The following is a 20,789-nucleotide window of genomic DNA, read 5'->3' on the forward strand; positions in this document are numbered from 1 at the left end:
TAACAGGGCATATGATGGCTGAACAGGAATTCCACGTGGACAACACGATACGACTTGCGGTGCGCATGGTTCGGTCGGAAAGCTTCAATCATCTCTATGATGAAGGCATGAGTCTTGTGGAAGAAGCCGCTTCCTATCTCGATGGGGAAGGGCGCGCCGCTGCCCGCAGGCTCACCCGTGTCGCCGCCACGCTCTATGCCGCGGAATCGATGCGGCTGACGACGCGGCTAATGCAGGTCGCTTCCTGGCTCCTCCTGCAGCGCGCTTCGCGCAGCGGCGAGATGACGCCCGACCAGGTGCTCTCGGAGAAGGCCAAGGTGCGCCTTGATACCGATTCGGCCCCCGAAAGCGTCGCGGGCTGGGATGAAATCCCGCTTTCCTATTGCGACATTGTGCATCGCTCGCTCCGGCTGCAGGCACGCGTCCGGCAGATGGATGACGAGATCTACAATGAGAACGTCGAGGAGCGCCCGCTTTTCTCGACTAATCCGGTCTCGGATCAGATCACGCTGCTTGCCACCGCCTTCGGCAATCGTTGAGCGGTCGCTTTCGGCAATCATAAACAGTTTCGTTTCGCTTTTGTTCACCTTTCTACTGTCAACATGCCCGGCAGAAAGGTAAGGTTCCCGACATGAAGGAAGCGATTCGAATCATCGGTATTGATCCCGGTCTCAGGCGAACCGGTTGGGGCATGATCGAAACGCTGGGCAATTCCCTGCGCTTCGTCGCTTCCGGCACGATCCTTTCCGATGCAAAGCTCGATCTTGCCTCGCGTCTATGCCAGTTGCACGATGGTCTTGCGGCGGTCATTCACCAGATGGTGCCGCACGAATCGGCTGTCGAGCACACATTCGTCAACAAGGATGCGACGGCGACCCTGAAGCTTGGGCAAGCGCGGGGCATTGCGCTGCTGGTGCCGGCACTCGCAGGTTTGCAGGTCGCCGAATATGCCCCGAACGCCGTCAAGAAGGCGGTAATCGGCGTTGGTCACGGCGAAAAGCAGCAAATTCACATGATGGTAAAGGTTTTGATGCCGAAGGCGACGTTCGATACGGACGATGCTGCCGACGCGCTCGCTGTCGCCATCTGCCACGCACATCACCGGCAAAGCGCGATCGGGCGCATAGCCATCGAACAGAAACTGGCGGCTCTCGGATGATCGGCAAGCTCAAGGGTACGGTAGACGAAATCGGCGAAGATCATGTGATCATCGATGTGCATGGGGTAGGCTACGTGGCGTACTGCTCGGCGCGGACGCTTTCGAATCTTCCCGGAGTTGGCGAGGCGGTAACGCTCTTCATTGAAACCTATGTCCGCGAAGACATGATCAGGCTGTTCGGCTTCACCTCGCCGCTCGAACAGGAATGGTTTCGCCTGCTCCAGAGTGTGCAGGGCATTGGCGCCAAGGTGGCGCTCAGCGTACTTGGCGTGTTGACGCCGTCTAACCTCGCCAACGCGATCGCCCTGCGCGACATTGCCATGGTCAGCCGGGCGCCGGGCGTCGGCAAGCGTGTAGCCGAGCGCATCGTCACCGAACTCAAGAACAAGGCCCCAGCCTTTGCCGGCGAGGCCAGCGGCACGATCGGCCTCAAGCAGGAGATCGGCGAGGGCGTCGCGCCCCGCCCGGTCGCCGATGCGGTTTCGGCCCTCACCAATCTCGGCTATTCGCGCGACCAGGCCGCCAATGCGGTGGCGGCGGCGATGAAGGAGGCGGGAGAGGGCGCCGATTCGACCAAGCTCATCCGGCTCGGCCTCAAGGAGCTGTCGCGCTAATGCCATTGTCTGACGAAGCTCGTTATGCGAGGACAGGCGCATGAGCGATGCAGGCCGTCTGATTTCACCCGACAAGCGCGGCGAGGACCTTGATACCTCGCTCCGACCGCAGACGCTTGCCGATTTCGTCGGGCAGGCTGCGGCGCGCGCCAATCTCAAGGTGTTCATCGAGGCGGCGAAATCGCGCGGCGAGGCGCTGGATCATGTGCTTTTCGTCGGGCCGCCGGGCCTTGGCAAGACCACGCTGGCACAGATCATGGCGAAGGAACTCGGCGTCAACTTTCGCTCGACTTCCGGCCCGGTCATCGCCAAGGCTGGGGATCTTGCCGCGCTGCTCACCAATCTAGAAGAAAATGACGTCCTGTTCATCGACGAAATCCATCGTCTCAACCCGGCGGTCGAGGAAATTCTCTATCCGGCCATGGAAGACTATCAGCTCGACCTGATCATCGGCGAGGGACCGGCAGCACGTTCCGTAAAGATCGATCTTGCCAAGTTCACCCTTGTGGCTGCAACGACCCGGATAGGCCTGTTGACCACGCCGTTGCGCGACCGTTTCGGCATTCCCATCCGATTGAACTTCTACACGGTCGAGGAGCTCGAACATATCGTGCGGCGCGGGGCCCGGATCATGGGCATTGGCATGACCGATGACGGTGCGCTCGAAGTCGCACGCCGTGCACGAGGCACCCCGCGTATTGCCGGCCGCCTGCTGCGGCGCGTGCGCGATTTCGCCATTGTCGATGGCAAGGACCGGATCGATCGCGAAACGGCCGACTCGGCGCTGCTGAGGCTCGAGGTGGATTCTCTCGGTCTCGATCAGCTCGACAGGCGCTATTTATCAATGATTGCACATAATTTCGGCGGTGGGCCGGTTGGAATCGAAACGATCGCCGCCGGGCTTTCCGAACCGCGCGACGCGATCGAGGATATTATCGAGCCTTACCTGATCCAACAGGGCTTTATCCAGCGCACGCCGCGCGGCCGCGTATTGACCGCCAATGCCTGGAAACATCTCGGGCTCAATGCGCCGGCAGAAGTGACGCAGCAACAGATCAACCTCTTCCAGGAAGACGAATGAAGCTTATTCAGCTTTCAGCGCTTCGAGGATAACCGGATCGAAAACCCGCTTGTCGTCGGCAAGGGTGATGCCGAAGGCGCCGCCCCACGACCAGACGGACCAGGGAAAGCCATGCTTGTTTGCGGCCGCAACCACGTCTTTCATGTAAGCGGCGCGCCACTCGGCCGGCATGAGGAAATACTTGCCATATTCCTGACGGATCATTCCGAACTCGCCAAGGTATATCCGTTCCGGGGCAATATTATACTGACGGCTCCATGCATCCGCTTGATCGAACGGCTCGTTCAGTCTCGCCAGCGCCTTGGCATCATCGGCAATCCCATCGGCCATTTCGTTGAGATTGTTCAGAAGGGCCTTGCGCTTGTCCTCTGGCGCCTGCTTCTCGATGCGATGGCGGGCTTCGTCGAGAACCTCGTGAAACCCCTCTTGCCCGAGCCTGTCAGGCGGATAGGGCAGGCCCTCGACATAGGCCATGGCATCGCCCGTCCATCCTGCGCCCTGATGGGTAAGGATATAGGGCTCATACGAGTGGAAGGTCCAGATCACATTGTCATCCGCGACGGTCGTGGGATTTATCTGGATCAGACCGTAGGCGCTCGCCCAGCATCCGCCAGAGAGAACCAGCGTGTGATTGGGTAATGCGTTGCGCGCCGCAGCATGCAATTGCAGCAGCAAGGCGGACCATTTTGGATAGACTGCGAGATCGCAATCCACCACCGGCTCGTTGAACGGTTCGAAGGCAGTAAGCGCGGGATCGGTGATGGAAAGGGCGCGGCCGAGGCGCCCTACCAGATCGAGATAACGGGCAAACAGGGCCGGATCCGACGAAATCTGGTTGGTGCCGATTTTCCGCTTGTCGCTCGGGATCGTATGCATGTCGACGACCACCTTGAGACCGGCCTTATGCAGCAAGTCGATGGATCGGAGCATTGCGGCAAGCAGCTTCCTGACGCGCTCCTCCGAGGCATCCTGCAGGAAGATGGCAGGATCGACAGGCATGCGAACGAAATCGAAGCCCGCCTTGCGGATAGCCTGCAGGTCTTGCAGCCCAGTATTGCGCCGCCACTCCGGAAAGTTGGTGAGGATTTCTTCATCGTCCCAACGTTCGGGAAGCGGCCAGGTGACCCATGGATCGAGATTGACCCCGCGCTGCATCGTGAAGGCGGTGGCCGATGCCGTTGCGACAGTGACAAGCAGGCATGCAAATGCGAAAAGCACGTGAAACAATCGAAACGCCAATTCCTTCACGTCCTCCATCCGGGTCTGGACAAAATGCCCGCCTACCCGACAAAAGAAAAGAACCATGAGCGAAAACAATATTCTTTCCTTAACGGGCGGTCTCGCCGGAGAATTGACCGATATCGGGCACCGGCTGCTTGCCCGCGTCTATTATGCGGACACCGATTTTTCCGGCGTCGTCTACCATGCCCGCTACCTCGAATTTCTTGAACGCGGGCGCACCGACTATCTGCGTCTGCTCGGCGTGCACCACTCGGAACTGGCCGACGGCAAGCTCGGTGAAAGCATCGTCTGGGTGGTGCGGCGCATGGAGATCGACTTTCGCTCAGCGGCGCGTATCGACGATGTCCTGACGGTGGAGACCCATACGGCGGAGATATCGGGTGCGCGCGTGCGCATGGCGCAATCGATCAAACGCGGTGACGAACTCTTGATCGCGGCAAAGGTCGAAGCCGCCCTTGTCAATGGCGCCGGGAGACCGCGAAGGTTTCCCGCAGAATGGATCAAGCTTTTCAAGCCGCAATCTTAGCCTCGATAATTTAAAATCACGCACCGGGCTGAATCATAACTGATCCTTAACCATAACAAACCATGAATAAGGTCATCAAACGGGGCGTTTTGCGTTAACGCCTTCGTTTTACCAAAATTAACCGTGAGAAGCCGCGGTGTGGTTACTGGAAAAATCCGGTCTCACTAGCGTGGCTCATCTGGAGTGAGAGACGATTGCGCCCCGGTCAACATGCCGGGTTTTCGGATTCGAGGGTTGTGGTTATGGAAAATTTAGCGGTTGCCGTTCAAGCATCAGATACTTCGCTTTGGGGACTGTTCTGGCAAGCCGGATTTATCGTCAAGCTTGTGATGATCGGGCTTCTCGGTGCGTCCATCTGGACATGGGCGATCATCATCGACAAAGCGCTCGGATTCGGACGCGCCAAGCGCGCCTTCGACCGTTTCGAACAGGTCTTCTGGTCGGGACAGTCGCTCGAAGAGCTCTATCGTAACCTTGGCGACAAGCGCACCACCGGCATGGGCTCGATCTTCATTGCCGCCATGCGTGAATGGAAGAAGTCATTCGAAAAGGGCGCCCGCTCGCCTATCGCGCTGCAGATGCGTATCGACAAGGCGATGGACGTGGCGCTGGCGCGCGAAAGCGACTATCTCGCCGCCCGCCTGACATTTCTTGCAACGATCGGCTCCGCCGGCCCCTTCATCGGCCTCTTCGGCACCGTCATCGGCATCATGACCTCGTTCATGGCGATTGCCGGTTCCAAGTCCACGAGTCTTGCTGTTGTCGCGCCTGGTATCGCCGAAGCGCTGCTGGCAACGGCTATCGGCCTTGTCGCCGCTATTCCAGCCGTTATCGCCTACAACAAATTGTCGAGCGACGCCGGCAAGCTTACCGCACGCATGGAAGGCTTTGCGGACGAGTTTTCCGCCATACTCTCGCGGCAAATCGATGAGAAGCTGCCGCGGACCTGAATGATGCCTGCGTAACCGATACTTGAAATTGCGAGATTGATGCCATGGGCATGTCAATGGGAAACAATGGCTCTTCAGGCGGACGCCGACGCCGCGGTCGGGCCAGCAAGGCGCTGATGAGTGAAATCAACGTCACGCCGCTGGTCGACGTGATGCTGGTTCTCCTGATCATCTTCATGGTCGCTGCGCCGCTGATGACGGTCGGGGTGCCGATCGACCTGCCGGACACCGCCGCCAAGGCGCTGGATACCGATACCAAACCGATCACGATTTCGGTAAACCAGCAGGGACAGATCTTCATTGAGGACACGGAAATTCCGATCGAGGAAATTGTCCCGAAACTGCAGGCAATCGCCAAGACCGGCTATAACGAGCGCATTTTCGTTCGCGGTGACAAGACAGCCGATTATGGCGCGGTCATGAAGGTCATGGCGCGCATTTCATCGGCCGGATTCAAGAATATTGGTCTGGTCAGTCTTCAGGAGCAGGATAGCTAAGCGAAATGAAGGGCAGTGTCGTATCCTCTGCTGTTATTCATGCCGCCATCCTTGGCTGGGGGCTGCTGACGTTCTCCGCGCCCGCCCCGATGGTCGCGGACGTCGAGTCCATGCCTATCGATATCGTTCCCGTCGAATCCATCACCCAGCTGCAGCAGGGCGACAAGAAGGCGCCGAAGGCCGAAAAGCCCGCGCCGAAGCCCGCCGAGAAGCCGCAGACCCAGCTGGACGCCCAAAATACTGGAGACAGTGACCTCGACACCAAGACCAAGGAGACGCTGGAAATAAAGCCCAAGCCGGTGGAATCCGCACAAGCGCCGAAGCCATCGGAAGCGCCTGTCCCAAAGCCGGAACCGCAGCCTGAGCCGAAACCCGAGGTCAAGCCGGAACCGAAGCCTGAACCCGTGCCCGCCACGGAGGTGAAGCCGGAGCCTGCGCCCAAGCAGGAAGTCAAACCTGACCCCGTGGCCGCGGCCATTACTGAAGCAAAGCCCGATCCCGTACCGCAGGAAGAGACCTTCAAGCTTCCCGAAAATGTCGCCAAGCCGGAAGCAAAGCCTACCCAGCCGGCGCAGACGGCAAAGACTCCGGAGCGCAAGGAACCTGAGAAGCCGAAGCAGACGCAGACGGCGGCCAAACCCTCCAAGGAGAAGGGCATAGCCGACGAGGTTGCGGAATTGCTCAACAACCAGAAGCCATCCGCAGGCGGTGCCAAGCGCTCCACGGACCGGGCTTCTCTTGGCGCCGACAAGGCGACGGGCGGCTCGAAGCTCAGCCAGAGCGAAATGGATGCATTGCGCAGCGCCATCGAGGGCAACTGGAACAAGCCGGTGGGTGCCGAGGAATATCCGGATATGAAGATCATCGTCTCGTTCAAGCTTACGCCGAGTGGCGAGATCGAAGGTTCGCCGGTCGTGAGCGGCAGTGGCGGTGAACCCGGTCTCCTGAACGCGATCAAGAGCAGTGCATTGCGCGCGGTCATGCGCTCGGTGCCGTTCAATCTGCCGCAAGACAAATATGATACCTGGAAAGATGTTGAACTGACTTTCTATCCAGGAACGACCTGATGATGACAATTGGCCAGCCAAAAGAGGGCCCTGACTTATGCTTAGAACGACCCGGACAATTCTTTCCGCTTTCGCGATGATTATCGCATTGTTGGCTGTTGCGACGCTCCCGGCGCGCGCGCAGCTCAAACTCGATATCACCAAGGGCGTGGTTGAACCCATGCCCATCGCGATTACAGATTTTCTCTCCGGTGATCAGCTTGGGACCAATATTTCCGGCGTGATTGCTGCGGACCTTGAGCGGTCCGGCCTCTTCGCGCCGATCGAAAAGGGTGCGTTCATCGAAAAGATCTCGAACCCCGATGCTGCGCCGCGCTTTGAAGACTGGAAGGTGATCAATGCCCAGGCGCTTGTCACCGGCCGCGTCACCAAGCAGGGCGACGGCAGGCTGAAGGCGGAGTTCCGCCTGTGGGACACCTTCGCCGGTAAGCAATTGATCGGACAGCAGTTCTTCACCTCGCCGGAAAGCTGGCGCCGGGTCGCCCACATCATCGCCGACGCGATCTACAAGGAACTGACGGGCGAGGACGGCTATTTCGATACCCGCGTCGTCTATGTCGACGAGTCCGGCACCAAGGAAAAACGCGTCAAGCGTCTCGCCATCATGGACCAGGACGGTGCCAACACGCGCTATCTCACCAACGGCAAGGACCTCGTCCTGACACCGCGCTTCTCGCCGAGCCGGCAGGAAATCACCTATATGTCGTTCGAAGGCGGCAAGCCGCAGATTTACCTCTTGCAACTCGAGACCGGCCAGCGTGAACTCGTCGGCAACTTCCCCGGCATGACTATCGCACCGCGCTTTTCACCCGATGGGCAAAAGGTCGTCATGAGCCTGCTCCAGGAAGACGGCAGCGCCAACATTTACACCATGGACCTGCGCAGCCGCACGACGACGCGCCTGACCAGCACGTCTGCGATCGATACCGGCGCATCCTATTCGCCGGATGGCACGCAGGTCGTCTTCGAATCCGATCGTGGCGGCCGACCGCAGATCTACAAGATGGGCGCGGATGGTTCGAACCCGCAGCGCATCTCCTTCGGCGACGGTTCCTATTCGACCCCGGTCTGGTCACCGCGCGGCGACCTGATCGCTTTCACGAAGCAGGCGGGCGGCGAATTCTCGATCGGGGTCATGAAGACCGACGGCTCGGGCGAGCGCATCCTTTCGAGCGGCTACCACGATGAGGGCCCGACCTGGGCGCCTAATGGCCGCGTGCTGATGTTCTTCCGCCAGCCGCCCGGCTCGAACAGCCCGCATCTGATGACGGTCGATCTGACTGGCCGCAATATTCGCCAGATCCAGACCCCGAACCTCTCGTCGGACCCGGCCTGGTCTCCGCTTCTCGAATAGTGGCTGCCAGCCATCAGGAGCTCTTCTCTGCATTCGCGGCGATGTCCCCCGACATTCGCCGCGAATGTCGTTTTTCCGCCGCATTGTTTGCCTTAGAGGTACGGAAATACGCATTCGATTCGCCGTTAATCCTGGTTTTAAGAGGGGATTAACCCTGTTTCTTGAACTCGCCTTAACCTCAATATGGTTACTGGTTGTTCACCGAAACAATTCAGTTCTTAAGGAGTCCAGGCCATGCGCCGGTTCGAAATGATCGCACGCAGTCCACTTGTCGTTGCACTGTTCATGTCTCTCGCCATCGCGGGTTGCGCCTCGAAGAAAAACATGCCCAACAGCGCCGGCGACCTTGGCCTTGCTGGCAGCGCGACACCGGGCTCGACGCAAGACTTCACCGTCAATGTCGGCGATCGCATCTTCTTCGATGTCGACTCCTCGGTCATCCGTGGTGATGCACAGCAGACCCTGTCCAAGCAGGCACAGTGGCTGAAGCGCTACCCGAACTATGCGATCACCGTCGAAGGCCATGCCGACGAGCGCGGCACGCGCGAGTACAACCTTGCTCTCGGTCAGCGCCGTGCTGCTGCGACACGCAACTATCTGGCATCTCAGGGCGTTCCAGCTGGCCGCATCAAGACCATCTCCTATGGTAACGAGCGTCCGGTTGCCGTTTGCGACAGCGAATCGTGCTGGTCGCAGAATCGCCGCGCCATCACCGTTCTCGGCGGCGCTGGCAGCTAAGCAGGCTTCGATTTTATAGACGGAAAAGGCGGCTTTCGGGCCGCTTTTTTTGTTTTGACGCAAGGCTAACAAAATTTGGCCGAAGTCACATTGCTCGTGTTAGATAGGGCGGCCGCAATCATGGCGGTGTTTCAATTCCCATATCAGGGGCGGTAAAAGGAATGAACAAAGGACTTAAGAGAATGGTTCTGGCACTGACGGTTATGCCATTTCTGGCAACCGGCGTCGGCCACGCCATGGATTTGAGCGGTGGATTTTTTCCGCCTGCGCCAAAGGCGGAGATTGCACCCAGCAAAGCTCCCGTCATCCTGGCTCAGGCAGGCGATCCGCGGGTGAGCCAGCTCGAGGAGCAGATCAGGCAGCTCACCGGCAAGGTTGAGGAACTGAACTTCCAGATCCTGCAAATGCAGGAGCAGATGCGCAAAGTACAGGAAGACAACGAGTTCCGCTTCCAGGAGCTGGAAAAGGGCAAGCGGTCGGACGCTGGCGGCAAGAGCGATCGCACGGTCGCATCCGCGCCATCGCCGCGAACAACAACGGGGGAGGCATCGTCGGATGCCTCTGCCTCTTCCGGTTCGTCGCGGGCCGCGCCCCAGACCACCGATTCCGCTGCTATTGATCCCCAGGTCGATTTGTCCGGCTCCGAGCAACTCGGCGCGCCGCCGCGCGACCTCGGGCAGATCGAATTTGACGCCAATGGCAACGTGATCGGTGGAAATGCCAGCGATAATCCGCCGGCCGACAACACGACGGTTGCTGCCTTGCCGCAAACCGACGATCCCAAGGTGCTTTATAACCAGGCCTATCAGCTATTCCTTTCCGGCGACTATAAGAGCGCGGAACTTGCCTTCCGCGATCATGTCGATCGGTTTCCCAAGGATCCGGCCGACCCCGATGCCCGTTACTGGCTCGGCGAGTCGCTTTACGGGCAGGGCCGCTACCAGGATGCGGCATCGGTGTTCCTCGACAATCACAAGCAATATCCGGATTCGAAAAAGAGCCCGGAGAACCTGCTGAAGCTCGGCATGACTCTCGCCAAGATGCGCGATCATGACGTCGCCTGCGCCACCTTTTCCTCCGTCGCAACGCGCTATCCGAATATTACGCCGGCGATCAAGGAGCGCGTGAAGAGTGAGCGTGCCGCCAACAAGTGCTGAGACAGGGCTCGATCCGGAACGTATTTTTGGTTCTGTCCATTTCGAGGGACTGACTTCGGTCATCGTCGCCGTCTCCGGCGGCAGCGACTCTCTGGGGCTTCTCCATCTCCTCGCAGAGTTGTGCGCTTCCCGGCCGCAGTTCCCAGCCATTATTGCCGTTACCGTCGATCATTGCCTTCGCCCGGAAGCCGCCGAAGAAGCGCGCTATGTGGCAACGCTGTGCGCAGAACTCGGCGTCGAGCACCGGACTCTTGCCTGGGATGAGCCCAAGCCACAGACCGCACTCTCGGCATCGGCGCGCGACGCGCGATATCGCCTTCTTTGCCAGGCGGCCCGGGAAGCGGGTGCGGACGTGATCCTGACGGGACACACGCAGGACGACCAGATCGAAACATATGCGATGCGGCGCCTGCGAACGAATGGCGAAGGCAGCGACAGGGGTCTTGCCGGCATGGCGCCTGCGACATTGTTCGAACGCGAGATCTGGCTGGTGCGGCCCCTGCTCGGGATAACCCGCGACGCGCTCCGCGCCTATTTGCGGTCTCGCGGCATTGCTTGGCGCGATGATCCATCCAACGAAGACCCGAAGTATGAACGCGTGCGCATCCGCAAGGCGCTGCGCGATGAGGAGCGCGCAGCTTTACTCGCGAATATTGCGATAAAGACCGAGCAGCGCATGGCGCATAATATCGGCGCCGCCGCATTTTTGCAGAAAAGCGTCGCGGTGCACGATGGCACGCTCGCCGAAATCGAAAGAGCGGCTTTTGCCGGCGATAGGGATGACAGACGCCTTGCCGTTGGCGTCCTTCTCGCGGCGATGGGTGGCTTATCGATGCTGCCAGCGGCAGAGCTTTGTGACAGGGCCATCGAGCATATTGCGGGAGATGGGACGTTCCGGCGCGTAACGCTCGGCCGCTGCGTGATTGAGGTCAAGCGAGTCAGGGCTTTCATCTATCGCGAACAGCGATCGCTGCCTGAAATCAGCGTTGGGGCCGGCGAAACCGCGATCTGGGACGGGCGCTATCGGCTCACCAACTGGACGAAAAATCCGGTAGAGATCGTACCGGTCGGTGACGGGAATATAGGATCGGGGGGAGAGGAACGCCCCACCAACACCCATCCCGGTGCCCTGAAATCCTCGCCTGCAATTGTAAACGAAGGCGAGATGACCACCGTAATTTGCCGCGACGATCACGCTAAGTTGCCTGCCGGCATCGCTCTCGCGCGGCACCTTTCCCTGTTCGACCATATTCTTTCAAGCTATGATATCAGCTTGGCCAGAGTTCTTGCCGAACTGTTTTGCCTACCGCCTTATAAGGATTTGCCTGTAAACCAGATTAACAAGAATTGACCTCAGTTTGACTGCCAGCCTTGGCAAGGCCACGCTTCGAACCTATGTTACGTTAAAATTCCGCATCCTTGCGGTTGTGATTGATGGGACCCGATATGAATCCTAACTACAGGAACTTCGCTCTGTGGGCGATTATCGCCTTGCTGCTGATCGCGTTGTTCAACCTTTTTCAAAGCCCCACCTCGCGCTCGGCATCGAGTGATGTTCCCTATTCGCAGTTCATTACCGACGTGAATAGCGGCCGCGTGAAGTCCGTTACGATTTCCGGCAATCGCATCACCGGCACCTATTCGGACAATGGTTCGACCTTCCAGACCTATTCGCCCGGCGATGCCGGCCTCGTCGGCCGTCTGGAAAGCAAGAATGTCCAGATCGCCGCGCGTCCGGAGACCGATGGGTCCACTTCGCTTGTCGGCATGCTGATTTCCTGGCTGCCCATGATACTCATCCTCGGCGTGTGGATTTTCTTCATGCGCCAGATGCAGGGTGGATCGCGTGGCGCCATGGGCTTTGGCAAGTCCAAGGCCAAGCTTTTGACCGAGGCGCATGGGCGGGTGACTTTCCAGGACGTCGCCGGCGTTGATGAGGCCAAGGAAGATCTCGAAGAGATCGTCGAATTCCTGCGCGACGCGCAGAAATTCCAGCGGCTGGGCGGGCGCATCCCGCGCGGCGTGCTGCTTGTAGGCCCTCCCGGCACAGGTAAGACATTGCTGGCCCGCGCCATTGCCGGCGAAGCCAACGTTCCGTTCTTTACCATCTCTGGTTCCGACTTCGTTGAAATGTTCGTTGGTGTCGGCGCGTCCCGTGTCCGTGACATGTTCGAACAGGCGAAGAAGAATGCGCCTTGCATCATCTTCATCGACGAAATCGACGCGGTCGGTCGCCATCGTGGCGCTGGTCTCGGCGGCGGCAATGACGAGCGCGAACAGACGCTCAACCAGTTGCTGGTCGAGATGGACGGCTTCGAGGCCAATGAGGGTGTTATTCTGATCGCCGCAACCAACCGTCCCGACGTGCTCGATCCTGCGCTGCTGCGTCCGGGCCGTTTCGACCGCCAGGTCGTCGTTCCCAATCCGGACGTCACTGGCCGCGAAAAGATCCTGAAGGTGCATGCGCGCAACGTCCCTCTGGCACCGAATGTCGACCTCAAAATTCTTGCTCGCGGCACCCCCGGATTCTCCGGCGCCGATTTGATGAATCTCGTCAACGAAGCTGCCCTGATGGCTGCCCGCCGCAACAAGCGCCTTGTCACCATGCTCGAGTTCGAGGATGCGAAGGACAAGATCATGATGGGTGCGGAGCGCCGCTCGACCGCGATGACGCAGGCCGAGAAGGAACTCACCGCCTATCACGAGGCCGGCCACGCGATTGTTGCACTCAACGTCGAAGTTGCCGATCCGCTGCACAAGGCAACGATCATTCCGCGCGGCCGTGCGCTCGGCATGGTCATGCAGTTGCCGGAAGCCGATCGCTACTCGATGAGCTACAAGTGGATGATCTCCCGTCTTGCCATCATGATGGGCGGACGCATCGCCGAAGAACTCAAGTTCGGCAAGGAGAACATCACCTCCGGCGCGTCCTCAGACATCGAACAGGCCACCAAGCTTGCGCGCGCCATGGTCACGCGCTGGGGCTTCTCCGACAAGCTCGGGCAGGTCGCCTATGGCGAGAACCAGGAAGAAGTGTTCCTCGGCCATTCCGTCGCCCGCACGCAGAACGTTTCGGAAGAAACGGCGCAACTGATCGATGCGGAAGTTCGCAAGCTTATCGACGATGCCTATAATCATGCGCGTTCCATCCTGACCAAGAAGAAGAAGGAATGGATCGCCATCGCCGAAGGCCTCCTCGAATATGAGACGCTGACGGGCGAGGAAATCAAGGCATTGATGGCCGGCGGCAAGCCCGCCCGCGACCTTGGCGACGATACGCCGCCTTCGCGTGGATCGGCTGTTCCGAAGGCCGGATCGGCCAAGAAGCCCCGCAAGGGCGATGAGCCCGACAAGGGTCTCGAGCCCCAGCCACAATCCTGATGGTGGATGCAACTTCTACAAACGGCCGGTGAAAACCGGCCGTTTGTACGAATTGTTCATGCATTGGCTCTAAGTATAATCGCTACACAAATTGTGAGATGCGGAATAGAAGGTCTTTTGCAATAAGCTTCACAAGACCAAAGTCAGGCACACGAGGCTGCATTCCTGTCTTTCCGGATATGAGACAGCCCTAAATTCGGATAACCAGCATGGCGCGCAAATATTTCGGCACGGATGGCATTCGCGGACAGGCAAACGCCTATCCCATGACCCCCGACATCGCAATGAAAGTCGGCATGGCCGTCGGCCTTACGTTCAAGCGCGGCGAGCACCGCAACCGCGTCGTTATCGGCAAGGATACGCGGCTTTCAGGGTACATGATCGAGAACGCCCTTGTCGCCGGCTTCACCTCGACCGGGATGGATGTATTCCTGCTCGGCCCGATTCCGACACCCGCTGTTGCAATGCTCTGCCGCTCGCTCCGCGCCGATATCGGCGTGATGATCTCGGCTTCGCATAACCCCTATTTCGACAATGGCATCAAGCTGTTCGGACCGGACGGCTTCAAGCTTTCCGACGAGATCGAACTGCAGATCGAACGTCTGATGGACGAGAACCTGTCGGATCGCCTGTCGAGTTTCGACAATCTCGGACGCGCCAAGCGTGTCGATGGCGACATCTACCGCTACATCGAATTTGCAAAGCGCACGACGCCTAAGAATATCTCGCTCTCGGGCCTCAGGATCGTCGTCGACTGTGCCAATGGCGCAGCCTACAAGGTCGCTCCGGCCGCCCTTTGGGAACTCGGCGCGGAAGTGATCACAATCAACGATAAGCCGAACGGCACCAACATCAATGAAGACTGCGGTTCGACCCATCCGCTCGGCCTGATCAAGAAGGTGCACGAGGTGCGGGCCGATATCGGCATCGCGCTCGATGGCGATGCCGACCGCGTGCTGATCGTCGATGAAAATGGCGCCATCATCGACGGCGACCAGTTGATGGCGGTCATCGCCCAATCGTGGCAGGAGACGGATAGGCTCGTCGGCGGCGGCGTCGTTGCAACCGTGATGTCCAATCTCGGGCTCGAACGCTTCTTGATGGATCGGGGACTGACCCTTGCCCGCACGCAGGTTGGAGACCGCTACGTGGTCGAGCACATGCGTAACCATGGCTTCAACGTCGGGGGCGAGCAGTCCGGTCACATCGTTTTGTCCGATTTCTCGACAACGGGCGACGGCCTGGTCTCGGCCTTGCAGATACTCGCTGTCGTGCAGGAACAGGGACGTCCGGTCAGCGAGGTTTGCCGCAAGTTCGACCCCGTGCCGCAGCTCTTGAAGAATGTGCGCACCACCGGCGGCAAGCCGCTTGAAAACAAGAACGTGAAAAGCGCGATCGACGAAGCGCGCGATCGTCTCGGCACGGCCGGCCGCCTTGTGATCCGCCCGTCCGGCACCGAGCCGCTGATCCGCGTCATGGCGGAGGGCGACGACCGCAAGCTGGTCGAGGCGGTGGTCAACGACATCATTTCCGTGATTTCGTCTTCGGCGGCCTAGCCGGCCGCAATCCATTAACAAATCATAACGAAGACGGGCCCCATTCGGGCCCGTTTTGTTGTTAAGAGTTTCATTCTACTCAAATCTGTATTCTGTTAACCTTAATAGACATGGTGAACAAACACGGTTAAGCGGGACTTAACCTTTTACGCCCATATTTCCCTCACAACCATCTGTGGCAACCGCCGCGCTTTCCAACCATGGGGCTTTGTGAGGAATAGAGTAATGAGCACATTCAACAAATTTGCTGCCATGGGCGCAGCTATTATGAGCCTGGGCGCGGCACCGGCCCTCGCGGCGGACATGATCCAGGATCCGGTGGTGGAAGTGGCGCCTTTCGGCGGTTGGTATCTGCGCGGCGACATCGGCATGAGCAACCAGCAGTTCGATCATCTCGACTATGTCGGGTTTGCTGATCCCGCCTATCATACCTTTTTCAATGATGGCGACTTCGATGCCGGCATGACGGCGCAGATCGGTATCGGTTACCAGTTCAACGACTGGCTCCGTGCCGACGTGACCGGGCAATATCGTGGCAAGACCGATTTCAGTGCGCTGGACTTCTACGATATCGATGGCGACCTCACCACTACGGATGACGCGGCCACAAATGAATACCATGCCAAGAAGTCGGAATGGCTGTTCCTCGCCAATGCCTATGCCGACCTCGGCACCTATGCCGGAATCACGCCCTATGTGGGCGCGGGTATCGGCGCGTCGCGCAATACGATTTCGGGCTTCACCGACAACAACATCATTACCGGCGGCGGCGGCTATGCCGGCAGCGCCTCGCAGTGGGAGCTCGCCTGGGCGCTGCATGCCGGTGTCGGCATCAAGGCTACCGATCGCATGACGATCGATATCGGCTACAGCTATGTCGATCTCGGCGACGGCAAGACCGACAATGCCTTTAACTACATCAACTCGCTGACCCGCGAAAATCCTGAACCCTTCAAGTTCAAGGATATTACCTCCCATGACTTCAAGGTCGGCGTTCGTTACGCTTTCTGATTGAGTGAGCCATCGAACTGCAACGGCAGGTGCCCGCACCTGCCGTTTTCGTTTGGAGTTCGCCAGAAATTCATGTCGCAGCCAAACATATTTCTTGACTGCCAGCGACATTTCTCCTAGGTCCCGGAGTGGGCCACCTCTCCCCAACGAGAGGCGTGCTATCTGTGAGGATAGGAGAAAACATGACCACGCTTGTAAAGCCGGCCCAGCGCCCGGCTAATCCCAATTTTTCATCAGGTCCCTGTGCTAAACGTCCCGGATGGTCGCTTGCTGCGCTTTCCGATGCAGCGCTTGGCCGTTCGCATCGCGCCAAGGTGGGCAAGACCAAGCTGAAGCAGGCCATCGACCTCACCCGTGAAATTCTGCAGGTTCCTGCCGATTACCGCATCGGCATCGTTCCGGCCTCCGATACGGGCGCCGTCGAAATGGCGCTCTGGTCACTGCTGGGCGAGCGCGGCGTCGACATGGTCGCATGGGAAAGCTTCGGCGCCGGCTGGGTGACCGATGTCGTCAAACAGCTGAAGCTCGCCGATGCCCGCACGATCGAAGCCGGCTACGGCGAACTGCCAGACCTTTCCAAGATCGATTTCGACCGCGACGTGGTCTTTACCTGGAACGGCACAACGTCCGGCGTGCGCGTTCCGAGCGGCGACTTCATCCCTGGGGACCGCAAGGGCCTCACCATCTGCGACGCAACCTCGGCCGCATTCGCACAGCGCCTTGATTTCGCCAAGCTCGATGTCGTCACCTTCTCCTGGCAGAAGGTTCTCGGCGGCGAGGGCGCACACGGCATGCTCATCCTCAGCCCGCGTGCGGTCGAGCGGCTTTTGACCTATAAACCCGCTTGGCCCCTGCCGAAGATTTTCCGCCTCACCTCCGGCGGTAAACTCATCGAAGGCATTTTCTCCGGCGAGACGATCAACACGCCCTCGATGCTCTGCGTCGAGGATTACCTTGATGCGTTGAACTGGGCAAAGTCGGTAGGAAGCCTCGATGGACTCGTTGCCCGCGCCGACAGGAACTTTGCGGCGATCGACGCCTTTGTCGAACGTACGCCATGGCTTGCCAATCTGGCAAAGGATCCGGCAACCCGGTCGAACACCTCCGTTTGCCTGACCATCGTCGATTCCGAGATCACCGCGCTCGATGCCGACGCTCAGGCCAGCTTTGCCAAGAACCTCGTCGCTGCCCTCGAAAAGGAAGCCGTCGCCTACGATATCGGCGCCTATCGCGATGCTCCGTCGGGTCTACGCATCTGGGCCGGCGCTACGGTCGAGACGGCTGACCTCGAGGCGTTGATGATGTGGCTGGATTGGGCGTTCGAAGCCCAGAAGGCTGAACTGAAGAAGGCCGCCTAGGTCTCCAGGCTAAAGCCGGCCGCAGCATTGCGGCCGCTCCTCCCATTTATCCGATTTCAACGATGGAGGCCATGATGGCACCGCGCGTACTCGTATCCGACAAACTCTCCCCCACCGCCGTCCAGATCTTCAAGGATCACGGTGTCGAAGTCGATTACTTGCCGGATCTAGGCAAGGACAAGGACAAGCTGCTTGAGGTCATCGGCCAATATGATGGCCTTGCCATTCGCTCGGCGACGAAGGTTACCGAGAAGCTGATTAGCGCAGCGAAGAACCTCAAGGTCATTGGCCGCGCCGGTATCGGCGTCGATAATGTCGACATCCCGGCCGCTTCTCGCCGCGGTATCATCGTCATGAATACGCCCTTCGGCAATTCGATCACCACGGCTGAGCACGCCGTTGCATTGATGTTCGCCGTCGCCCGCGAATTGCCTGAGGCCGATGCTTCAACGCGCGCCGGCAAATGGGAAAAGAACCGTTTCATGGGTGTCGAGATCACCGGCAAGACGCTCGGTGTTATCGGCTGCGGCAATATCGGCTCGATCGTCGCTACGCGTGGCGTCGGTCTCAAGATGCATGTCATCGCCTTCGATCCGTTCCTTTCCGAGGGGAGGGCGGAGGAACTCGGCGTTGAGAAGGTCGAACTCGACGAGCTTTTGACCCGTGCCGATTTCATCAGCCTGCATACGCCGATGACCGACAAGACGCGCGGCATCATCAACGCCGACGCGATCGCAAAGATGAAGGACGGTGTGCGCATCATCAACTGTGCCCGCGGCGGTCTCATCGTCGAGAAGGACCTCGTTGCCGCACTCAAATCCGGCAAGGTCGCCGGCGCCGGCATTGACGTCTTCGAAGTCGAGCCTGCTACGGATAACGAGCTGTTCCATCTGCCGAACGTCGTGTGCACACCGCACCTTGGCGCATCGACGAGCGAAGCGCAAGAAAACGTCGCCCTGCAGGTCGCCGAGCAAATGTCGGATTACCTGATCAAGGGTGCGGTCTCCAACGCGATCAACATGCCCTCGATCACCGCGGAAGAAGCGCCGCGCCTCAAGCCCTTCGTCAAGCTTGCCGAAGTGCTGGGTGCTTTCGTCGGCCAGGTCACGGAAGAGCCGATCGAGGAAGTCGAAGTGCTGTTCGATGGAGCGACGGCGGCGATGAATACGCGGGCATTGCTTAGCGCGACGCTCGCCGGTCTCATCCGCCCGCAGGTCGCCGATGTGAACATGGTTTCCGCGCCGATCATGGTGAAGGAACGCGGTATCATCGTTTCCGAGATCCGTCGTGACAAATCCGGCGTGTTCGACGGGTATATCAAACTGACTGTGAAGTCGGCGTCGATGACGCGCTCGATCGCCGGCACCTGCTTCTCCGATGGCAAGCCGCGCTTCATCCAGATCAAGGGTATCAACCTCGACGCGGAAGTCGGGCAGCATATGCTCTATACGACCAACAACGATACGCCGGGCATGATCGGCCTGCTTGGTACGATCTGCGGCAACAACAAGGTCAACATCGCCAACTTCGCGCTTGGGCGCGATGCGCCCGGCGGCAATGCCATTGCCATGCTCTATCTCGACGAGCGCATCCCGGACAATGTCCTTGAGGAACTACGGGTCAATAAGGCAATTGTTTCGGCCAAACCGCTGGAATTCAACATCGCTTGATTGTACGGATGTCGGTCATGGCATCCGAACACAGCGATCTCCGTTGGCGTTTGATGGAAGCGGGAGACCTCGCTTCCACCAATGCCATGGCCGAAGTCATCCACCCGAATTTCCCGGAAGATGACAGCGTTTTTCGCGAGCGCATGCGGCTTTATGGCAATGGCTGTTTCGTCCTCGAATCGCCGGGCGGCGCTCTTCACGGCTACGCGGTCACCCACCCGTGGCAAATTTATGCGATGCCTGCGCTCAACAGCCTGCTCGTCGAATTACCCACCCACCCTTCCACCTACTACCTGCACGATATCGCCCTCATGCCGACGGCCCGCGGTAGCGGCGCGGCGGCCCGCATTGTTGCCGTTCTTGCCGAGCAGGCCAGACGGGAAGACCTTGCCAATATGTCTCTGGTCTCGGTCAACAACTCGGTTGGATTCTGGGAAAAGCAGGGCTTCAAGACAGAAAACCTGCCAGAGCTTGAAGCAAAGCTCAAAACCTATTCGGAGGACGCGCGTTTCATGGTCCGCCAGCTTCGCTGATCGCGGCGTGCTTGCGGCCGCTGAGTTCGGCGATCCAGATGCCGCCAAGCACGAGCACAAGGGCGATGCCGTGGTAGGGGTGGAACTCCTCGCCGAGCAAGGCTACCGCGAGAAGCGTCCCGAAGATCGGGACCGCATTGATGAAGAGGCCGGCGCGGTTGGCGCCGATATATTCGACGCCCTTGAGGAAAAGCACCTGTGCGGCAAGTGAAGGCAAGATAGCGGTATAGAGGACGACCATGGCGCCGGTCGTGTCCGGTGGCATCAGCGCGCCGCGCTGCCATTCCCAGAGCGTGAACGGGATCGCGGTCAAAAACGCGAAGAAGGTCATTGCCGTCATCAGGCTCTGCCAGTTGATGGCGGGCCGGAACCGCAGCGCCACCGTGTAACCGCTATAGAGCAGGACTGCGAGGATCATCAGCGCATCGCCGAAATTGACTTCAAGCCGGGCCAACTGGCTAAAGCTGCCGTGCCCCGCGGTCAGCGCCACGCCAACGAGCGAAAGGCTGAAGCCGATGATCTGCCCGGCGCGAACGGGCGTGCCGAATAGCAGGAGATTTGCAACGAAGATCACCATGGGTATGCCGGCCTGCTCGATCGTGACGTTGATCGCGGACGTATAGTTGAGTGCGCTGTAGAGCGCCATGTTGAAGAAGGTGAAGCCGAAAGCGCCGAGGGCGGCGAGTAACCACAAATGTTTGCGCAGCATAGTCCAGTCGCGCTGCACTTGTCTGACGCTGATGGAGGCGATGATCAGAAAGGCGAGCAGCCAGCGCAAAAGCGTCAGCAGCATCGGCGAGATATGGCCGACTGCAAACTTGCCGGCAACAGCATTGCCGCCCCAAAAAAGCGCGGTTAGCAGCAGAAATATGTAGGCGGTTCGATTCATGTTTTA

The 20,789-nt window shown here is 59.2% G+C and carries 20 protein-coding genes; 18 read left to right on the forward strand and 2 right to left on the reverse strand.

What is annotated here, in order from left to right:
* The first annotated feature begins 11 nt into the window (after positions 1–11).
* The 4 genes from BR48_RS0110445 (at position 12) to ruvB (ending at position 2,854) form a co-directional block, all read left to right on the forward strand.
* Positions 12–539 (forward strand): DUF1465 family protein, encoded by a 528-nt coding sequence (locus BR48_RS0110445; RefSeq protein WP_027231257.1) that lies wholly within the window; start codon positions 12–14, stop codon positions 537–539.
* 92 nt (positions 540–631) lie between these two features.
* Positions 632–1,159: a crossover junction endodeoxyribonuclease RuvC gene (ruvC, locus tag BR48_RS0110450; RefSeq protein ID WP_027231258.1), complete on the forward strand. Its 528-nt coding sequence runs from the start codon at positions 632–634 to the stop codon at positions 1,157–1,159.
* Positions 1,156–1,773 (forward strand): Holliday junction branch migration protein RuvA, encoded by a 618-nt coding sequence (gene ruvA, locus BR48_RS0110455; protein ID WP_027231259.1) that lies wholly within the window; start codon positions 1,156–1,158, stop codon positions 1,771–1,773. Before ruvC ends, ruvA begins: the two co-directional genes overlap by 4 nt.
* Positions 1,774–1,813: 40 nt before the next feature.
* The gene (gene ruvB / locus BR48_RS0110460; protein WP_027231260.1) at positions 1,814–2,854 is read left to right on the forward strand and encodes a Holliday junction branch migration DNA helicase RuvB; all 1,041 of its coding nucleotides are present in this window, start codon (positions 1,814–1,816) and stop codon (positions 2,852–2,854) included.
* 3 nt (positions 2,855–2,857) lie between these two features.
* Here ruvB and BR48_RS0110465 read toward each other — a convergent pair whose 3' ends face one another.
* Positions 2,858–4,102, reverse strand: coding sequence for a cellulase family glycosylhydrolase (locus BR48_RS0110465; protein ID WP_197030340.1), 1,245 nt, complete (start codon positions 4,100–4,102; stop codon positions 2,858–2,860).
* A gap of 55 nt (positions 4,103–4,157) precedes the next feature.
* Here BR48_RS0110465 and ybgC point away from each other — a divergent pair, with 55 nt between their 5' ends.
* The 14 genes from ybgC to BR48_RS0110540 all read left to right on the forward strand — a co-directional run bounded on the left by ybgC (position 4,158) and on the right by BR48_RS0110540 (position 19,894).
* Positions 4,158–4,622, forward strand: coding sequence for a tol-pal system-associated acyl-CoA thioesterase (gene ybgC, locus BR48_RS0110470; protein ID WP_027231262.1), 465 nt, complete (start codon positions 4,158–4,160; stop codon positions 4,620–4,622).
* Between the two features lie 242 nt (positions 4,623–4,864).
* The gene (tolQ, locus tag BR48_RS0110475) at positions 4,865–5,572 is read left to right on the forward strand and encodes a protein TolQ (RefSeq protein ID WP_027231263.1); all 708 of its coding nucleotides are present in this window, start codon (positions 4,865–4,867) and stop codon (positions 5,570–5,572) included.
* 44 nt (positions 5,573–5,616) lie between these two features.
* The gene (gene tolR / locus BR48_RS0110480; protein WP_027231264.1) at positions 5,617–6,069 is read left to right on the forward strand and encodes a protein TolR; all 453 of its coding nucleotides are present in this window, start codon (positions 5,617–5,619) and stop codon (positions 6,067–6,069) included.
* Positions 6,070–6,074: 5 nt separating this feature from the next.
* Positions 6,075–7,136 carry a cell envelope integrity protein TolA gene (locus BR48_RS0110485; protein WP_027231265.1) on the forward strand — a complete coding sequence of 354 codons (1,062 nt, stop codon included), beginning with the start codon at positions 6,075–6,077 and terminating at the stop codon, positions 7,134–7,136.
* Positions 7,137–7,173: 37 nt separating this feature from the next.
* Entirely contained in the window at positions 7,174–8,490 is a 1,317-nt protein-coding gene (gene tolB, locus BR48_RS0110490; protein ID WP_027231266.1) for a Tol-Pal system beta propeller repeat protein TolB, read from the forward strand.
* Positions 8,491–8,724: 234 nt separating this feature from the next.
* Positions 8,725–9,228, forward strand: coding sequence for a peptidoglycan-associated lipoprotein Pal (gene pal / locus BR48_RS24290; protein ID WP_036813673.1), 504 nt, complete (start codon positions 8,725–8,727; stop codon positions 9,226–9,228).
* A 182-nt stretch (positions 9,229–9,410) separates the two neighbouring features.
* Positions 9,411–10,385, forward strand: a complete 975-nt coding sequence (gene ybgF, locus BR48_RS0110505; RefSeq protein ID WP_051614749.1) for a tol-pal system protein YbgF — start codon at positions 9,411–9,413, stop codon at positions 10,383–10,385.
* Positions 10,360–11,736: a tRNA lysidine(34) synthetase TilS gene (gene tilS / locus BR48_RS24295; RefSeq protein WP_081815816.1), complete on the forward strand. Its 1,377-nt coding sequence runs from the start codon at positions 10,360–10,362 to the stop codon at positions 11,734–11,736. The genes ybgF and tilS overlap by 26 nt, the downstream gene beginning before the upstream one ends.
* Before the next feature lie 95 nt (positions 11,737–11,831).
* Positions 11,832–13,766 carry an ATP-dependent zinc metalloprotease FtsH gene (ftsH, locus tag BR48_RS0110515; protein WP_027231269.1) on the forward strand — a complete coding sequence of 645 codons (1,935 nt, stop codon included), beginning with the start codon at positions 11,832–11,834 and terminating at the stop codon, positions 13,764–13,766.
* Positions 13,767–13,975: 209 nt separating this feature from the next.
* Positions 13,976–15,322 carry a phosphoglucosamine mutase gene (gene glmM / locus BR48_RS0110520; protein ID WP_027231270.1) on the forward strand — a complete coding sequence of 449 codons (1,347 nt, stop codon included), beginning with the start codon at positions 13,976–13,978 and terminating at the stop codon, positions 15,320–15,322.
* Between the two features lie 225 nt (positions 15,323–15,547).
* Complete coding sequence (locus BR48_RS0110525; protein ID WP_081815817.1) at positions 15,548–16,333, forward strand: outer membrane protein; 786 nt, start codon at positions 15,548–15,550, stop codon at positions 16,331–16,333.
* A gap of 182 nt (positions 16,334–16,515) precedes the next feature.
* The gene (locus BR48_RS0110530) at positions 16,516–17,691 is read left to right on the forward strand and encodes a phosphoserine transaminase (protein ID WP_027231272.1); all 1,176 of its coding nucleotides are present in this window, start codon (positions 16,516–16,518) and stop codon (positions 17,689–17,691) included.
* A 74-nt stretch (positions 17,692–17,765) separates the two neighbouring features.
* Positions 17,766–19,361, forward strand: a complete 1,596-nt coding sequence (serA, locus tag BR48_RS0110535; protein WP_027231273.1) for a phosphoglycerate dehydrogenase — start codon at positions 17,766–17,768, stop codon at positions 19,359–19,361.
* 17 nt (positions 19,362–19,378) lie between these two features.
* Entirely contained in the window at positions 19,379–19,894 is a 516-nt protein-coding gene (locus BR48_RS0110540; RefSeq protein ID WP_027231274.1) for a GNAT family N-acetyltransferase, read from the forward strand.
* On the opposite strand, the gene BR48_RS0110545 is transcribed toward BR48_RS0110540, so the two are convergent.
* On the reverse strand, positions 19,872–20,783 hold the full coding sequence (locus BR48_RS0110545; protein WP_027231275.1) for a DMT family transporter: 912 nt from the start codon (positions 20,781–20,783) through the stop codon (positions 19,872–19,874). The genes BR48_RS0110540 and BR48_RS0110545 overlap by 23 nt on opposite strands.
* Positions 20,784–20,789: the final 6 nt, after the last annotated feature.

Source organism: Phyllobacterium sp. UNC302MFCol5.2 (assembly GCF_000686005.1).
Lineage (GTDB): Bacteria > Pseudomonadota > Alphaproteobacteria > Rhizobiales > Rhizobiaceae > Phyllobacterium > Phyllobacterium pellucidum.

Bases quoted from the DNA above. Each gene is read 5' to 3' on its own strand.
- BR48_RS0110445 (WP_027231257.1), top strand. From the start codon at position 12: ATGATGGCTGAACAGGAATTCCACGTGGACAACACGATACGACTTGCG.
- ruvC (WP_027231258.1), top strand. From the start codon at position 632: ATGAAGGAAGCGATTCGAATCATCGGTATTGATCCCGGTCTCAGGCGA.
- ruvA (WP_027231259.1), top strand. From the start codon at position 1,156: ATGATCGGCAAGCTCAAGGGTACGGTAGACGAAATCGGCGAAGATCAT.
- ruvB (WP_027231260.1), top strand. From the start codon at position 1,814: ATGAGCGATGCAGGCCGTCTGATTTCACCCGACAAGCGCGGCGAGGAC.
- ybgC (WP_027231262.1), top strand. From the start codon at position 4,158: ATGAGCGAAAACAATATTCTTTCCTTAACGGGCGGTCTCGCCGGAGAA.
- tolQ (WP_027231263.1), top strand. From the start codon at position 4,865: ATGGAAAATTTAGCGGTTGCCGTTCAAGCATCAGATACTTCGCTTTGG.
- tolR (WP_027231264.1), top strand. From the start codon at position 5,617: ATGGGCATGTCAATGGGAAACAATGGCTCTTCAGGCGGACGCCGACGC.
- BR48_RS0110485 (WP_027231265.1), top strand. From the start codon at position 6,075: ATGAAGGGCAGTGTCGTATCCTCTGCTGTTATTCATGCCGCCATCCTT.
- tolB (WP_027231266.1), top strand. From the start codon at position 7,174: ATGCTTAGAACGACCCGGACAATTCTTTCCGCTTTCGCGATGATTATC.
- pal (WP_036813673.1), top strand. From the start codon at position 8,725: ATGCGCCGGTTCGAAATGATCGCACGCAGTCCACTTGTCGTTGCACTG.
- ybgF (WP_051614749.1), top strand. From the start codon at position 9,411: ATGGTTCTGGCACTGACGGTTATGCCATTTCTGGCAACCGGCGTCGGC.
- ftsH (WP_027231269.1), top strand. From the start codon at position 11,832: ATGAATCCTAACTACAGGAACTTCGCTCTGTGGGCGATTATCGCCTTG.
- glmM (WP_027231270.1), top strand. From the start codon at position 13,976: ATGGCGCGCAAATATTTCGGCACGGATGGCATTCGCGGACAGGCAAAC.
- BR48_RS0110525 (WP_081815817.1), top strand. From the start codon at position 15,548: ATGAGCACATTCAACAAATTTGCTGCCATGGGCGCAGCTATTATGAGC.
- BR48_RS0110530 (WP_027231272.1), top strand. From the start codon at position 16,516: ATGACCACGCTTGTAAAGCCGGCCCAGCGCCCGGCTAATCCCAATTTT.
- serA (WP_027231273.1), top strand. From the start codon at position 17,766: ATGGCACCGCGCGTACTCGTATCCGACAAACTCTCCCCCACCGCCGTC.
- BR48_RS0110540 (WP_027231274.1), top strand. From the start codon at position 19,379: ATGGCATCCGAACACAGCGATCTCCGTTGGCGTTTGATGGAAGCGGGA.
- BR48_RS0110545 (WP_027231275.1), bottom strand. From the start codon at position 20,783: ATGAATCGAACCGCCTACATATTTCTGCTGCTAACCGCGCTTTTTTGG.